The 15,086-nt window shown below is 69.6% G+C and carries 13 protein-coding genes; 7 read left to right on the top strand and 6 right to left on the bottom strand.

Annotated elements, in window-relative coordinates:
* Positions 1 to 67: 67 nt before the first annotated feature.
* The 4 genes from U5798_RS06090 to U5798_RS06105 form a co-directional block, all read right to left on the bottom strand.
* A complete protein-coding gene (locus U5798_RS06090) occupies positions 68 to 400 on the bottom strand; it encodes a hypothetical protein (protein WP_124456084.1) in 333 nt (110 codons plus the stop codon).
* A gap of 224 nt (positions 401 to 624) precedes the next feature.
* On the bottom strand, positions 625 to 3,018 hold the full coding sequence (locus U5798_RS06095; protein WP_322081531.1) for a c-type cytochrome: 2,394 nt from the start codon (positions 3,016 to 3,018) through the stop codon (positions 625 to 627).
* Positions 3,008 to 3,511 (bottom strand): (2Fe-2S)-binding protein, encoded by a 504-nt coding sequence (locus U5798_RS06100; RefSeq protein ID WP_322081532.1) that lies wholly within the window; start codon positions 3,509 to 3,511, stop codon positions 3,008 to 3,010. The genes U5798_RS06095 and U5798_RS06100 overlap by 11 nt, the downstream gene beginning before the upstream one ends.
* 172 nt (positions 3,512 to 3,683) lie before the next feature.
* A complete protein-coding gene (locus tag U5798_RS06105) occupies positions 3,684 to 4,841 on the bottom strand; it encodes an FAD-dependent monooxygenase (RefSeq protein ID WP_322081533.1) in 1,158 nt (385 codons plus the stop codon).
* Between the two features lie 298 nt (positions 4,842 to 5,139).
* Here U5798_RS06105 and U5798_RS06110 point away from each other — a divergent pair, with 298 nt between their 5' ends.
* From U5798_RS06110 to U5798_RS06130, 5 genes are all read left to right on the top strand, one after another.
* Complete coding sequence (locus U5798_RS06110) at positions 5,140 to 5,892, top strand: Asp/Glu racemase (RefSeq protein ID WP_322081534.1); 753 nt, start codon at positions 5,140 to 5,142, stop codon at positions 5,890 to 5,892.
* A 27-nt stretch (positions 5,893 to 5,919) separates the two neighbouring features.
* Positions 5,920 to 6,750 (top strand): alpha/beta hydrolase, encoded by an 831-nt coding sequence (locus U5798_RS06115; protein ID WP_322081535.1) that lies wholly within the window; start codon positions 5,920 to 5,922, stop codon positions 6,748 to 6,750.
* Between the two features lie 48 nt (positions 6,751 to 6,798).
* Entirely contained in the window at positions 6,799 to 7,839 is a 1,041-nt protein-coding gene (locus U5798_RS06120) for a 2,5-dihydroxypyridine 5,6-dioxygenase (protein ID WP_322081536.1), read from the top strand.
* An 18-nt stretch (positions 7,840 to 7,857) separates the two neighbouring features.
* On the top strand, positions 7,858 to 8,511 hold the full coding sequence (locus tag U5798_RS06125; protein ID WP_089427863.1) for an isochorismatase family protein: 654 nt from the start codon (positions 7,858 to 7,860) through the stop codon (positions 8,509 to 8,511).
* A gap of 152 nt (positions 8,512 to 8,663) precedes the next feature.
* Complete coding sequence (locus U5798_RS06130) at positions 8,664 to 10,949, top strand: xanthine dehydrogenase family protein molybdopterin-binding subunit (protein WP_322081537.1); 2,286 nt, start codon at positions 8,664 to 8,666, stop codon at positions 10,947 to 10,949.
* A 23-nt stretch (positions 10,950 to 10,972) separates the two neighbouring features.
* Here U5798_RS06130 and U5798_RS06135 read toward each other — a convergent pair whose 3' ends face one another.
* Positions 10,973 to 11,419 (bottom strand): MarR family winged helix-turn-helix transcriptional regulator, encoded by a 447-nt coding sequence (locus U5798_RS06135; RefSeq protein WP_124456076.1) that lies wholly within the window; start codon positions 11,417 to 11,419, stop codon positions 10,973 to 10,975.
* A 535-nt stretch (positions 11,420 to 11,954) separates the two neighbouring features.
* Between U5798_RS06135 and U5798_RS06140 the strand changes: the two genes are divergently transcribed.
* Complete coding sequence (locus U5798_RS06140; RefSeq protein WP_124456075.1) at positions 11,955 to 13,262, top strand: MFS transporter; 1,308 nt, start codon at positions 11,955 to 11,957, stop codon at positions 13,260 to 13,262.
* 296 nt (positions 13,263 to 13,558) lie between these two features.
* On the top strand, positions 13,559 to 14,323 hold the full coding sequence (locus tag U5798_RS06145; RefSeq protein WP_124456074.1) for a DUF4397 domain-containing protein: 765 nt from the start codon (positions 13,559 to 13,561) through the stop codon (positions 14,321 to 14,323).
* 63 nt (positions 14,324 to 14,386) lie between these two features.
* On the opposite strand, the gene U5798_RS06150 is transcribed toward U5798_RS06145, so the two are convergent.
* Positions 14,387 to 14,935: a DUF3005 domain-containing protein gene (locus U5798_RS06150; RefSeq protein WP_322081538.1), complete on the bottom strand. Its 549-nt coding sequence runs from the start codon at positions 14,933 to 14,935 to the stop codon at positions 14,387 to 14,389.
* Positions 14,936 to 15,086: the final 151 nt, after the last annotated feature.

Genomic DNA, 15,086 nt, shown 5'->3' on the forward strand with positions numbered 1-15,086 from the left:
TGCATGCGGGGGAGGGAAATGCAGGCGTCGCTTCAGGCGCCGGCGGTGCGCCGGCACCGCCGTGCGTTCAACCGCGCGGGTTCGATGCCGTCTCGAAGGTCGGATGGCACTCGAACGCGAGTTCGGAGCGCGCGTCGACACGGCGGCCGCCGGTCAGCGATTCCGTCTTCATGCTCGCGCGCATCCCGCGCTGCGTGCAGTAGTTGGTGGCTTCGCTGACGGCCTTCTCGTGGGCATCGGCCCACGTCGTCGACACGCCGACCGTGCGCGTCGTCACGGTGTACACGTTCGGGTTCGACGTCGCGGTCACGTCGGAAGCGGTCGAACACGCGGCGAGCAAGCATGCAACAGCCGCGACGGTCAACCATCGCAGGGTTCGGTAAGAGACTGGAATGGACATGAGGGGCAGGCGCACGCCGTTCGACGTGCATTGAGCAACATAGGCGACAGTATGCCTGCTCGATCGCCGGAGATCATGCCCCTTTCAGTGAACACATTGTTTCGAATGGTTAAACGATGGCCGTTTCAGGCAAGATTTACAGCCGTCGCCCGCGCTCATTTTCGTCGGGCAGGTCATTTCGCCCTGCCCGCATGGCGTTCCGCGCGCTCACGCGCGCATGACGGTCAAGGTTCGCCCGCCTGCCGGATCCTCGCCGATGCTTCCGCCAGGTTCCGCCACGCCGGCTGCCCCGGTGCATAGCGCGCACGGATGTAGGCGGCAAGCTCGGCCATCTGGCGGTCGTCGAAGGCCGCGCCGAAACCCGGCATGTAGCCGAGCTGGTCGGTGGCCGGCTGGTCGATCCCGTGGTGCAGCACGCGCAGCAGGTTGTCCGGCGTCGACTGGCTGACGCTCGTGTTGAGCCCCATCAGCGGACGCACGCCGAAATGCCCGACGCCGCCCGATTCCGCATGACAGACCGCGCATGCCGTGTCGAACGCGCGGCGGCCGTTCTCGAGGCCGAGCGTCGCGACGGTTTCCGCGCCGCGCGCCTGGCGGGTTGCCGCGTCCGCGGCGACCGCGGCATCGACCGGCGGCGACAGCGACGCCAGATAGTGCGCGATCGCCCGGACGTCGGACTCGGGCAGCGCCGCGAGCCCCGCGACGACGGGCGCCATCGGTCCGGCCGCGACGCCGTGCTGCGCGGAGAAACCCGTGCGCAGATAGTCGAACAGCGCGCCTTCGGTCCATGGCACGGGCGAGGCCGGCGACGCGACGAGCGGCGGCGCGACCCATCCCTCCGCTTCGCCGCCAGACAGGTAGGCCAGGCCGCCCTTCTCCGCACCGAGCGCGTTGCGCGGCGTATGGCAGGCGCCGCAGTGCCCGGCACCGTCGACCAGGTACTTGCCGCGATTCCACGTCGCGGAGCGCGCCGGGTCCGGTGCAAACGGCCGTGCGTCGTGATACAGCCAGTTCCAGCCGGCGACGAGGCGCCGCTGGTCGAGCGGGAACGGCAGTTTCGTCTTCGGCGGCACGTGCTTCACCGGTGGCTGCGACATCAGGTACGCATAGAGCGCGAGCAGGTCGGGCTCGCTCAGCTTCGCGAACGCCGTGTACGGGAACGCCGGGTACAGGTGCGTACCGTCGCGCGAGATGCCTTCGCGCATCGCGCGGGCGAACGCCGGATACGACCAGGTGCCGATGCCGGTTTCCGGATCGGGCGTGAGGTTCGTCGTGTAGATCGTGCCGAACGGCGTATCGAGCGCGAGCCCGCCCGCGTTGGTCGCGCCGCCGGGCGCCGTGTGGCACACCGCGCAATCGCCGGCGAGGGCGACCTGGCGGCCGCGTTCGAGCGTCGCGGCGCTCCACATCGCGCCGTCCGCGCCGCCGGGCGCAACGGGCGCGATCGGCGCTGGCCCCGGCAGGATCGCGCACGCGAGCCCGATCAGCCCGCCGACCACGCCGCCCGCGCCGCCGCCGGCCAGCCAGCGGCGCCAGCGCGATGCACGGCGCGGGGCCGCATGCAGCCCGTCGCCGGCACCAACCGGCACCGGTTGCGCGAGTGCCGCGCGAATGTGCGCGGCATCGAATGGCGGCGCACGAAAACGCACGCCAGTCGCGTCGTACAGTGCATTCGCGATCGCCGCCGCGGCCGGTGCCGCCGCCTGCTCGATCCGGCGCGCATCTTGCACGGACAGCTCGCCCCGCGCGCGGTGCGCCGCTGCGTCGAGTGCGACCAGTTCGTGTGCGATCGCGTCCGGCTGCGCACCGGCACCGGTCTCGTCGTGCGCGGGCCGCGCGGACAACCGGGCCCCCATCACGCGTGAAATCGCGGCCTCGATCTGCCACGCGGGCAAGCCGGCCAGCGCCGCATCGCCCGGCTCGCCGTTGCCCTGCCCGGCCACGACGCGCCGCACCGCAACGTCGCCCGTCGCGCGATCGACTTCGAGATCGACGACCCATGCGGACCAGCGCGGATCGTCGTCATGGCGGGCAGCGTCGGATTCGGCCGCGGGGTCGCCGTCGAATGCGAAGCCGCGTCCGCTGACCGTCGAACGCGTGTTCGTACGGGCCGAGACCGGCGCACCCCATGCGGCGCGCTCGCTGACCATCCGGATCGTCTCGCGCGGCCCCGCGTCCCGCGCGGCATCGAGGTGCTGCAGCCGCAGCGCGACCGGGTCGCGTCGCAACGCGCTGGCGAGTTCGTCGACGAAGGATTCACGGGCAAATGCGTGCGCGTGGCCGGGAATCGCACCGTCGGCATCGGCCAGCTCGATCGAGGTCTGCGCGTGCCGGTAGACGAACGGCGACGCCGCGCCGGCATGCGCCCGGTCCGCCTCCGCTCCGCGCGCATCGTGCGCGCCTGCACCGGCCGCCTGCACGCGATAGCGCCAGGCCGTCATCCGCCCGTCGGGTGCGGTGCGCGTCTCGATGTCGAACGATGCGCGCGCGTGCGCGTCGCCGATCGGCCATTCGTAGCGCGCACGGTGCGCGTGCGATGCGCCGGCAGCGGTATCGTCGCGCGCGTCGGGCGCCTCGGCGCGCTCCGGCTGCGCAGGCAGGCTTGCGTCACGCTTCATCGCCGTCTCGCAGATAGCGTGCCGCGCGATGCACCGCACGGATGATCTCCAGATGCGTGCCGCAACGACACAGGTTGAAGCGCAACGCGTCGCGGATCGCCGCATCGTCCGGCGCGGGGTGGCGGTCGAGCAGCGCCTTCGTGCTCATGATCATCCCGTTCAGGCAATAGCCGCATTGCGCGGCCTGCTCGTCGATGAACGCGCGCTGGATCGGATGCAGCGCGTCGCGCGAGCCGAGCCCTTCGAGCGTCGTGACGTCGCGCCCGTTCGCGGCGGCGGCCGGCACGACGCACGAACGCGTGGCTTGCCCGTCGACGAGCACCGTGCACGCACCGCACTGCCCGAGCCCGCAGCCGTATTTCGGGCCGTTGAGCGCGCAGTCGTTGCGCAGGACCAGTAGCAGCGGCGCGTCGGGCGCGGCGGCGTCGAAGGTGTGCGGCGTGCCGTTCACGCGAAACGCCAGCGGCCGCGACGGAGAGGCGGGATGGGACATGAATGGATCCGGAATGCGGCGCGCGAGCCGGGAGCGGCCAGCGGCGGGCACTGCCGCCGGCTGGCACCCGCCGGCGCGCGCCTGACATATAACACGCCGAAATGCGCACGTACCCGCGCACGTCGATCGCCGCGACGGCCCGGCGCCGGCCGGCGCGGGCACGGCGGGCGCATCAGGCCGCGGCCGCCACGTTGCTGCGCGACGGCGCCGCGAGCGGCACGTCGAACACGTCGTAACCGAACACCCACGACGGATCCTCGTTCGTGCGCAGCCACGTGTTGTTGTGCGACACGAGCTGCACCTTCGACGCGCGCGCCGCGCGGTTCGCCTCGTACAGCGCGAATGCGCCCGCATGGTCGCCGATGCCGACTTCATCGAGACAGCGCGCGAGCATCGCGGCATCCTCGATCGCCATCGCCGCGCCCTGCGCCATATGCGGCTTCATCGGATGGCACGCGTCGCCGAGCAGCACGAGACGGCCGCGGCTCCACAACGGCAGCGGATCGCGCTCGAGCAGCGGCCACTTGGTGATCGACGGCGAAACGTCGATCAGGTGCTGGATGTCGGCATGGAACCCCGCGAACGCCTCGCGCATCTCGTCGCGGCTGCTGTCGACCATCGATACGCCATCGGGCCACTCGGCCTGCGGCACGCCCGTCACGTAGTAGTACTCGTCACGCTTCTCGGTCACGTAGTAGACCATCATGTGGCGATCCTCCGACCACCACTTCACGCACATGTCGTACGGCTTGTTGCCGAGTAGCGCCGCCGGGAACACGGCGCGGTGCGCGACATAGCCCGTGTAGCGCGGCGGTTCCGCGCCGAGCAGGTGCTCGCGGATCCGCGAATTCACGCCGTCCGCGCCGATCACGATGTCGGCCGTCTCGACGCTGCCGTCGGTGAACGTCAGGCGCACGTCGCTGCCCGTATCCTCGACCGCCGCGAGCCGCTTGCCGAAGCGGATCGTGCCGGGCGTGACCGCCTGCGTCATCAACGCATGGAAATCGCCGCGATGCACGGTCAGGTAGCTTGCGCCGTAGGCCTTGCGCGCGTAATCGCCAAGCGGAATCTGCGACAGCACGTCGGCCGTCTGCCAGTCGCGGCTGTACCAGAAATCCGGGTGCGAACCCATCGTCTCCAGCGCGTCCTCGCAGCCGATGCGCCGCATGATCTTCATCACGTTCGGGCCGAGATGGATGCCCGCGCCGAGGCGCGAGAACGCGGGCGCCTGCTCGTACAGCGCGACGTCGTAACCGCCGCGCTGCAGCAGCGCAGCCGCGGCCGTGCCGCCGAGACCGGCGCCGATGATTGCGATACGGGGTTTGCTCATGCGGATCTCCTGATCGTGGGCCCATTGCCGAACGCGGCACGGATACGGGCGGATTGAATGGCGTTTATGTAGCGTACACACTCAATTTATTCAGGACAAGCGGATTATCGAGCGTCGTCACTGCATTCGGGAAAATACCGATAATTCCTCACAAACCCGCGCACACCAATGGACTCACTGCGTTAAACCTCATTTTGATTCATTGCCATTTTCAAATGTACACACTAGACTTTGCTCGACATCCGGCGATCCCGCACCCGCGCGCCGCCCCACCCTTACCGACACGGAGCCTCCCGTCATGAGCAAGACCTACCGCATCGGCCAGATCGTGCCGAGTTCCAACACGACGATGGAAACCGAGATTCCCGCGATGCTGCGGTTGCGCGAAACGATCCGTCCCGAGCGCTTCACGTACCACTCGAGCCGGATGCGGATGAAGAAGGTCGTCAAGGAAGAACTCGCGGCAATGGATGCCGAATCCGACCGCTGCGCTGTGGAACTGAGCGATGCGCGCGTCGACGTGCTCGGCTACGCGTGCCTCGTCGCGATCATGGCGATGGGCCACGGCTACCACCGCGTGTCGCAGGCGCGCCTGACGAAGCACACGGCCGACAATGGCGCGCAGGCGCCCGTGCTGACGAGCGCGGGCGCGCTCGTCGACGCGCTGAAGGTGATCGGCGCGAAGCGCATCGTCGTCGTCGCGCCTTACATGCTGCCGCTCACCGAGCTCGTGGTCGACTACATCCGCAACGAAGGCTTCGACGTACTCGCCTATCGCGCGCTGGAGATTCCCGACAACCTCGACGTCGGCCGCCACGATCCGGCACGCCTGCCCGACATCGTGAAGACGCTGCCGTACCAGGACGCCGACGCAATCGTGCTGTCCGCCTGCGTGCAGATGCCATCGCTGCCGGCCGTCGCGAAGGTCGAGGCGATGACGGGCAAGCCGGTCGTCACGGCCGCGATCGCGACCACCTACGCGATGCTGCGCGAGCTCGACCTCGAGCCCGTCGTGCCCGGCGCCGGCGCGCTGCTGTCCGGCGCGTACTGAGCGCGGCCCTTCCGACGGAGTCCATTCATGTCCTCGACTTTCCTGTACGGCGCGAACATCCGCGCGAACGGCATCCGCCAGCACTACCTGCGCTACGGCGGCACGACCGGCGCGCGCGCGTCGCGCCCGGCGATCGTGCTGATCCCCGGCATCACGAGCCCCGCGATCACGTGGGGTTTCGTCGGCGAAGTGTTCGGCGCGGCATTCGACACCTACGTGCTCGACGTGCGCGGCCGCGGGCTGTCGGACGCGTCGCCGTCGCTCGACTACGGCCTCGATGCGCAGGCGGACGACATCGCGGCGCTCGTCGCCGCGCTCGGCCTGCCGCGCACGAGCCTCGTCGGCCATTCGATGGGCGCGCGGATCGCCGCGCGCGCGGCCCGGCGCGGTATCCGCGGGCTCGCCTCCGTCGTCCTCGTCGACCCGCCCGTATCGGGCCCGAACCGCCGCGACTATCCGGGCAAGCTGCCGTGGTACATCGACTCGATGGCGCTCGCCCGCGCCGGCACCGACGCCGAAGGCATGCGCGCGTTCTGCCCGACCTGGACCGACGCCGAGCTGCAGTTGCGCGCCGAATGGCTGCATACCTGCGACGAGCGTGCGGTGCGCGCGTCGTACGAAGGATTCCATACCGACGATTTCCACGCCGATGCCGCGCAACTGGCCGTGCCGTCGCTGCTGATCACGGCCGAGCGCGGCGACGTGGTGCGCGACGACGACGTCGCCGAACTGCAGCGTGCGACGCCGTCGATGCGGCACGTGCGCGTGCCCGACGCCGGCCACATGATTCCGTGGGACAACGCCGCGGGCTTCTACGCGGCGTTCGGCGACTTCCTCGGCGCACCGCTCGCGGCCTGATCGCGCGGCGCCCGCCCTCTTTCCCATACGCCTTTACCGGAGCCGACGATGCCAGTCAGCGATACCCAACTGATCGACGCGTGGAAGCAGGTCCTCACGCTGTCGCGCCTCGAACCGGGCCAGACCGTCACGATCCTGACGAGCGCGGCCACCCACCCGCAGACGCTGTCGTGCGCGCTGATCGCGACGCAATCGATGGGCGCGATCGTCAACCGGCTCGACCTGCCGCCGGTGAACGGCGACAAGGCGTTCAGCCGCGACCCGCTCGCCTATCTCGGCACGACGCCGCTGACCGGCAACAAGGCCGCGATCGCCGCGCTGCGCGAGAGCGACCTCGTGCTCGACCTGATGACGCTGCTGTTCTCGCCCGAGCAGCACGAGATCCTGAAGTCCGGCACGAAGATCCTGCTCGCGGTCGAGCCGCCCGAGGTGCTCGTGCGGATGGTGCCGACGCCGGCCGACCGCACGCGCGTGCTCGCCGCGTCGAAAAAAATCGCGGCTGCCCGCGAGATGCGCGTGACCTCGGCGGCCGGCACCGCGCTCGTGTGCCCGCTCGGCGAGTTCCCGCCGACGGCCGAATACGGCTTCGTCGACGCGCCGGGCCGCTGGGACCACTGGCCGAGCGGCTTCGCGCTGACCTACCCGAACGACCGCACCGCGCGCGGCACGATCGTCATCGATCGCGGCGACATCCTGCTGCCGCAGAAGCACTACGTGAGCGAGCCGATCGCGCTGACCGTCGAAGGCGGCTACGCGACGCGCATCGAAGGCGGCGTCGACGCCGACCTGCTGCGCGACTACATGGAAACGTTCGCCGACCCGGAAGGCTATGCGATCTCGCATATCGGCTGGGGGCTGCAGCCGCGTGCGCGCTGGTCGACGCTCGGGCTGTACGACCGCGAGGCGACGATCGGAATGGATGCGCGCGCATTCGAGGGCAACTTCCTGTTCTCGCTCGGCCCGAACAACGAAGGCGGCGGCAACCGCACGACCACCTGCCACATCGACATCCCGCTGCGCCGCTGCACGGTCGAACTCGACGGCGAGACCGTCGTGCGCGACGGCCGCGTGACCGATCAACCCGCCTGACCGACGAGCACCCGCACCATGAACGATCTTTCCCGTCACGCCGAAGCGAACGTGTATCGCCAGCAGGGTTTCGGCACGCCACTGCCGCCGCACGGCAACATCGGCCTGCTGATCGTCGATTTCGTGGTCGGCTTCGCCGATCCCGCGACGTTCGGCGGCGGCAACATCGCGCCCGCGATCGCGCGCACGACGCGTGCGCTCGCGCTCGCGCGCGAACGCGGCTGGCCGGTCGCGCACAGCCGCATCGTGTATGCGGACGACGGCAGCGACGACAACGTGTTCTCGCTGAAGGTGCCCGGCATGGCGACGCTGACCGAGCACCACCCGAACAGCGCGATCGTGCCCGAACTCACGCCCGCGCCAGGCGAACTCGTCGTGCGCAAGACCGTGCCGTCGGCGTTCTTCGGCACGCAGCTGGCGCCGTGGCTCGCCCAGCGCGCGGTGCAGACGCTGCTCGTCGCGGGCGCCGTGACGAGCGGCTGCGTGCGCGCGAGCGTGGTCGACGCGATGTCGCACGGGTTTCGCCCGCTCGTGCTGGCCGATTGCGTCGGCGATCGCGCAATCGCGCCGCACGACGCGAACCTGTTCGACATGCAGCAGAAATATGCGGCCGTGATGCCGCTCGACGACGCGATCGCGGCGATCGATGCGGTACAGGCCCGCGCGCGCTGAATCGCGACGGATCGCGGGCGGCCCCATGTGTCGTGCCGCCCGCGATTGACGCTGCGCTTTTGGCGGCCTAGATTGGCTTCACGCGCGCCGCCGCCCGAACGCGCCCCGACGCCGCCCGCCGGCCGCGCCGCTCCCGACAGGACCCCTCCCCCGTGAATCGCTCCGAACTGCTCGCGCGCGACGGCTGCCTGACCGTCATCCGGCCGCCCGCGCCGCCCGTCAAGCCGGCGCCCGGCCAGCCGGGCAGCCTGTCGTCCTACGTGCCGGCACTGCCCGAAGTCTTCGTCGCGATTCTCGACGACGGCCGCATCCTCGCGTTCAACGGCCACGTCGATCTCGGCACCGGCATCCGCACGTCGCTCGCGCAGATCGTCGCCGAGGAACTCGACGTGCCGGCCGCGCGCGTGACGATGGTGCTCGGCGACACGGCCGCGACCCCGAACCAGGGCCCGACCATCGCGAGCGCGACGATCCAGATTTCCGCGCGGCCGCTGCGCTGCGCGGCCGCGCAGGCGCGTCACACGTTGCTGGCGCTCGCCGCCGAGCGGTTCGGCGTCGATGCGGAACGGCTGGCCGTCGACGATGGAACGATTTCGGCCGACGGGCAGGCGATCACGTTCGCCGCGCTCGTCGCCGCGCACCGGATCGCGCTGACGCTCGACCTGAACACCCGCACGAAGGATCCCGCGCACTACCGGATCGTCGGCAAATCGGCGCCGCGTGTCGACCTGCCCGCGAAGGCGACCGGCCAGCTCACGTTCGTGCACGACATGCGCGTGCCGGGCATGCTGCACGGCCGCGTCGTGCGGCCGCCGTATGCGGGCCACGACAGCGGCGCATTCGTCGGCACCTCGCTCGTCGACGTCGACCGCGCGTCGGTGGCCAACGTGCCGGGGCTCGTGGCCGTCGTCGCGCTCGGCGATTTCGTCGGCGTCGTCGCCGAGCGCGAGGAACACGCGATCCGCGCGGCGCGCCAGTTGCGCGTGACGTGGCGGCCGCATCCCGCGCTGCCGCCGCTCGACGATCCGGCCGCCGCGATCGCCGCCGCGCCGGCCACGCGCCGCGTGCTGCTCGACGAAGGCGATGTCGATGCCGCGCGAACCCAACCGGATACGATCACGCTGTCGCGCACCTATGCATGGCCGTTCCAGATGCACGGCTCGATCGGCCCGTCCTGCGCGCTCGCCGACTACCGGGAGCCGGGCGACGGGCGGATCACCGTGTGGTCCGGCACGCAGAACCCCGTGTCGCTGCGCCATGACCTCGCGACGCTCGTCGCACGCGACGAAGCCGATCTCGACGTCGTGCGGATGGAAGCGGCCGGCTGCTACGGCCGCAACGGCGCGGACGACGTGTGCGGCGACGCGCTGCTGCTGTCGCGCGCGGTCGGCCGCCCGGTGCGCGTGCAGTTGTCGCGCGCGGACGAGCATCTGTGGGAACCGAAAGGCACGGGCCAGCTGATGCAGGTAACCGGCACCGTCACGCGCGACGGCCGCCTGCTCGGCTACGACTTCACGACACGCTATCCGTCGAACGATGCACCGCTGCTCGCGGCGCTGTTGACCGGCACGCTCGCGCCCGAGCCGCGCGTGTTCGAAATGGGCGATCGCACGGCCGTGTCGCCGTATGCGAGCCCGCATCGCCGTTTCGTCTGCGAGGATCTCGCGCCGCTCGTGCGGGCATCGTGGCTGCGCGGCGTATCGGCGCTGCCGAACTCGTTCGCGCACGATGCGTTCGCCGACGAATGCGCGGCGCTGACAGGCGTCGATCCGCTCGCGTTCCGGCTACGCCATCTGCAGGACGCGCGCGCGATCGCGCTGCTGCAGGCCGTGGCCGACCGCGCGGGCTGGACGCCGCGCGTGCCACGCCCGCCTCGCGAGCACGACGGGTCGCGGCTCGCGCGCGGCCGCGGCATCGCCTATGCGCGCTACGTGCACAGCCGCTTCCCCGGCTTCGGCGCGGCGTGGTCGGCCTGGATCGTCGACCTGTGCGTCGACCGCGTGTCGGGCGAAATACGCATCGAACGCGTGACGGTCGGCCAGGACACGGGCACGATGATCAACCCGGATGGCGTACGTCACCAGATCCACGGCAACGTGATCCAGGTATTGAGCCGCACGCTGAAGGAACGCGTGCGGTTCGCGGACGGCAAGGTCGCGTCGCGCGAATGGGCGAGCTATCCGATCCTGACCTTCGCGGAAGTCCCGGACGTCGATGTGGTCTTGATGCCGAGGCAAGGCGAACCGCCGCTCGGCGCGGGCGAATCGGCCTCGGTGCCGGGCCCCGCCGCCGTCGCGAACGCGCTGTTCGATGCGACCGGCGTGCGGTTCTACGCGCCGCCGTTTACACCCGAAACAGTGCGCGCCGCACTACGCGACGCCGGCCGGCTGATGCACGCCGACGAAGCGGGCGCCTCCGTCGCGGCAGGCGCGGCGTAGGCCGCACCTGCGCCGCTCGCGCGTCACGCGTCGCCGTCGTCTTCCATCATCTTGCGCAGCAGGAACTGCAGCGCGACGCGCTCGCCGGGATTGAGCGCGCCATACGTACGCTCCGTCACCTGCCGTGCGAACGGCACCGTGCGGTCGATCAATGCGAGGCCGGGCGCGGTGGCGCGCACGATCAGCTTGCGGCCGTCGTTCGGGTCGGGCAGCACCTCGATCAGCGCGCGCGCCTTCAGGCGCTCGACGACGCCGCGGATCGTCGCCTGGTCGATCGCGGTCGCCTTGACGATGTCGTTCAGCGAGCACGCCTGCCGCTCCTTGACCGCGCACAGCGTCACGAACTGCGCGGCCGTGAGGTCCGAATCGGGAATCGCTTCCTGGAAGATCGATACGTGCCGCTGATACGCGCGGCGCAGCAGGTGCCCGACCTGGTCGTGAAAGTCGTAGGAATCCTTGGAAGACGCCATGAAAGTGCAGGCCCCGTGCCGGGTGTAAGTGAAAGACAAGCAGTGTACACCCTCAAATCGGCTCAATCGGCGAACGGATCGCTGCGTCATTGCGGTGCATCAGGTTGCGCGGCGCCGGGCACGCATCGCGCCTGGCGATTGCCCCATGGACAGGGCGCCACGGCCACGACGTCGGCGCGAGGGCCCGCCGGGCCCGTTCGCGACGGCTGTCGCACGTGCATTCGCGCGCTGTCGCAGGCTTCAGCGCACACACTTCTTTTTTGAGCGTATGCGCACGAATTTCGTGCATCCATCCGTACCCGGGCCACCCTTTTCAGCGGGCACTCCATATCGCCGAAAACCCCGTCATAAACACGGATTTTCTCGCGCAAACGCTTTCCTTCTGATGGTCGGATTCATGCCTGTGCGATTCGGTATTTTCTAGTGTGTACGCTATTTAATTGCCGTGATATACAGACTCCAGTGCGCAGCGGAACCTCCGCGCGCGTCGATCGAGCCACCCATTCATCCGTCACACTCGAACAGGGGCAGTCCCATGTCTACCGCACACCCGAGCGCCGCCGTTTCCCCCGACGACGCGTTGCACGGCCAGCTCTATCGCAAGGTCACGCTGCGCCTCATCACCCTCTTCTGCCTGTGCTACTTCGCGGCCTATCTCGACCGCATCAACATCGGCCTCGCGAAACTCCAGATGCTCGACGCACTGAAGTTCAGCGATACCGTGTACGGCCTCGGCGCCGGCCTGTTCTTCGGCGGCTACATCCTGTTCGAAGTCCCGAGCAACCTGGTGCTGCAACGCGTCGGCGCGAAGCTGTGGATCGCGCGGATCATGATCACGTGGGGCCTGCTGTCGGGTGCGACGATGTTCGTGCATACGCCGATGCAGTTCTACGTCGTGCGCTTCCTGCTCGGTGCCGCCGAGGCCGGCTTCCTGCCGGGCGTGCTGCTGTACCTGACGCAGTGGTATCCCGATGCGCGCCGTGCGCGGATCGTCGCGCTGTTCATGGTCGGCCTGCCGCTGTCGAGCATGATCGGCAGCCCGATCTCCGGCTGGATCATGCGCGCGTTCGACGGCGCGCACGGGCTCGGCGGCTGGCAGTGGCTGTTCCTGCTCGAAGCGCTGCCGTCGGTGCTGCTAGGCTTCGCCGTGCTGCGCTGGCTGCCCAACAACATCGAAGCCGCGCAATGGCTGAACGCCGACGAGAAGCGCACGCTGCGCGCGAACCTCGACGCCGATCCGTCCGGCAACAAGAGCCATGCGCTCGCCAAGGCATTCTCCGACCCGAAGGTGTGGGCGCTCGGCCTGATCGACCTGTGCGTGCTGCTCGGCCTGTATGCGGTGAGCTTCTGGCTGCCGACGATCCTGCGCGACACCGGTGTGAAGGACGCTTATCACATCGGCTGGCTGATGGTGATCCCGAATGCCGCCGCCGTGCTCGCCACGCTGTACTGCGGCGCGAGCTCCGATCGCGCACGCGAACGCCGCTGGCATATCGTCGTACCGTTCATGGTGTCGGCCGTCGCGCTGGCGGTCGCGGCTTCGTCGTCGCACGGCACGCTCGGGACGGTACTGCTGTTCTCGCTGATCAATGCAGGCGCGGCCGCCGCGATGCCGGTCGTCTGGGCGCTGCCGTCCACGTTCCTGAAGGGCTCGGCCGCCGCCGGCGGGATCGCATTCGCGTGCTCGATCGCGAACCTCGGCGGGTTCGGCAGCACCTACTTCATCGGCTGGCTGCGCGACACGTTCCATTCGCAAAGCGCGGGACTGTATGGCTTTGCCGCGTGCATGGTGATCGGCTGCGCCCTCGCGCTCGCGTATCCGGCCAGGCTCGTGAACCGCTGACACGGCGCGTCGCCCGCGCGACGCTGTCTTTTTTACAACCGCACCGAGCGGGCACCCGCCCCGCGCCCGCTTCGCCGCACTTCGTTCGCCTCGTCCCGCGCACGCCGCCGCAACGGCGCGTGCGCGCTTCCCGGCCGCCGTACGCCGTCGTCCGCCGCACAGGCACAACGCTTGCGCCATCCCCGCGCCCGCCTCTGCGGCGGTCAACATCCTTCCCTCAACCGGCGCTGCGCCCCGCGCGACGCTTCGCGCGGCGGTCCCGCATCGTCAGCAGGTTCCCTGAACGAGAGGACAACATGAAATCAATACGAACGCTGGTGGCCCTGTGCTCCGCCGTTTCCGTGCTCGCGGCGTGCGGCGGCGACGGCAACGACGTCGGCACCGTACTCGGCATCTCGAAGCCGCAGGCGCGCTTCATCAACGCGGTGCCGGCCGGACCGAATCTCGACTACTACCTGAACGCGAAGCTCGACCAGGCCGGCGTCGCGTACAAGGGCGTGACGCGCTATCACGACGTCGATTCGGGCACGCAGAACGCGAGCTACGACGTCTCAGGCACGACGACGACCGTCGCCGCGCAGACGTTCAGCGCGGCGAACGGCCATCACTACACGACGATCGCGCTGCCGAGCACGACGTCGCTGATCTCCGTGATCGACGATCCGTACGACAAGGGCCTGCTGTCGGACAAGGCGCGCGTGCGCAGCTTCAACGCGTCGCCGAACGCGCAGAACGTCGACGTGTACGTCGTCCCGCCCGGCACCGACATCACGACGCAAAGCCCGACGATGGCGGGCGCGGCCTACCAGAACGCGGTGCCGGCCACGACGCAGGATTCGAACTACCTGAACGGCGGCAGCTACCAGGTGATCGTCACGACGGCCGGCAGCAAGACGCCGATCCTCAAGACCGCGCCGGTCACCATCAACAACAACGCCGACTGGCTGCTGCTGACGATTCCGTCGGGCGGGGTCGGCGACGTGACGCCGAACGATATCCACGTGCTCGTCGCGCAGGGCAACGACGCCGATACGTCCGCGCAGGAACTCGGTCCGCAGTAAGGACCGCCAACGGTCGCGGCGGCCGGTGCGCTTGCGCCGGCCGCCGCGACCCCGATTACCGCGTCAGTCGACCGGCTCGAGGCAGATCACGTGCTCGGCGCGCGTACCGTTGCCGTGTTCGACATCGACATCGCCGACATGGCGCACGCGCCAGCCCGGCCGCGTCGCGATCTGCGGCAGGTTGCCGGACGGACGGCTCTCGATCCCGCCGAGCCCTTCATCGGGCGTGTCGACCGCTTCGTCGAGCGAGGCGTTCGAATAGATCACGTTGTCCTGCAGTTCCGACGCGCCGGTGCGCGCCTCCATGCCCTTGCCGTCGACATCGACCGTGTTGTCGGTCATCGCCATGTTCGCGTTGTCGAGCGTGACGATCCGGCCGGCGGCCCGGCGCACGGGATCGCCGCTGTCGACCGCATGCGCGGCGACGTCGATCGGCGGCAGGCCGGTCGGCATTTTCCCGGCGATGGCCTCCGGCGTCATCGGACGCCGCGCCACCTGCGCCGCCTGGGTCGCGGCATCCGGCATGTCGCCGGCCGCCGGTGTCTTCACCGGGCTCTTCTCGATCTGTTCGCGCTGCTTTTCCGGGGTAGGGTTCGATTCCGCGTTCTGCATCGCACCTCCTTGCCCGGCCGGCGTACGCCGGCGTCACGCCGTCGCCGCCGGTCCGGAAATCGCTACAACGGTCCTGCAAATCTTTCATGCACGCGGCCGCGCGCACACGCGCCACCCGGCGCGCGTGCCTGCCCGGCACCGCACACGACAA

Source organism: Burkholderia sp. BCC1972, from assembly GCF_905339605.1.
Classification (GTDB): domain Bacteria; phylum Pseudomonadota; class Gammaproteobacteria; order Burkholderiales; family Burkholderiaceae; genus Burkholderia.

Coding starts and splice junctions, on each gene's coding strand:
- U5798_RS06100 (WP_322081532.1), bottom strand. CDS start 3,511: ATGTCCCATCCCGCCTCTCCGTCGCGGCCGCTGGCGTTTCGCGTGAAC.
- U5798_RS06090 (WP_124456084.1), bottom strand. CDS start 400: ATGTCCATTCCAGTCTCTTACCGAACCCTGCGATGGTTGACCGTCGCG.
- U5798_RS06120 (WP_322081536.1), top strand. CDS start 6,799: ATGCCAGTCAGCGATACCCAACTGATCGACGCGTGGAAGCAGGTCCTC.
- U5798_RS06115 (WP_322081535.1), top strand. CDS start 5,920: ATGTCCTCGACTTTCCTGTACGGCGCGAACATCCGCGCGAACGGCATC.
- U5798_RS06095 (WP_322081531.1), bottom strand. CDS start 3,018: ATGAAGCGTGACGCAAGCCTGCCTGCGCAGCCGGAGCGCGCCGAGGCG.
- U5798_RS06105 (WP_322081533.1), bottom strand. CDS start 4,841: ATGAGCAAACCCCGTATCGCAATCATCGGCGCCGGTCTCGGCGGCACG.
- U5798_RS06125 (WP_089427863.1), top strand. CDS start 7,858: ATGAACGATCTTTCCCGTCACGCCGAAGCGAACGTGTATCGCCAGCAG.
- U5798_RS06135 (WP_124456076.1), bottom strand. CDS start 11,419: ATGGCGTCTTCCAAGGATTCCTACGACTTTCACGACCAGGTCGGGCAC.
- U5798_RS06140 (WP_124456075.1), top strand. CDS start 11,955: ATGTCTACCGCACACCCGAGCGCCGCCGTTTCCCCCGACGACGCGTTG.
- U5798_RS06110 (WP_322081534.1), top strand. CDS start 5,140: ATGAGCAAGACCTACCGCATCGGCCAGATCGTGCCGAGTTCCAACACG.
- U5798_RS06145 (WP_124456074.1), top strand. CDS start 13,559: ATGAAATCAATACGAACGCTGGTGGCCCTGTGCTCCGCCGTTTCCGTG.
- U5798_RS06150 (WP_322081538.1), bottom strand. CDS start 14,935: ATGCAGAACGCGGAATCGAACCCTACCCCGGAAAAGCAGCGCGAACAG.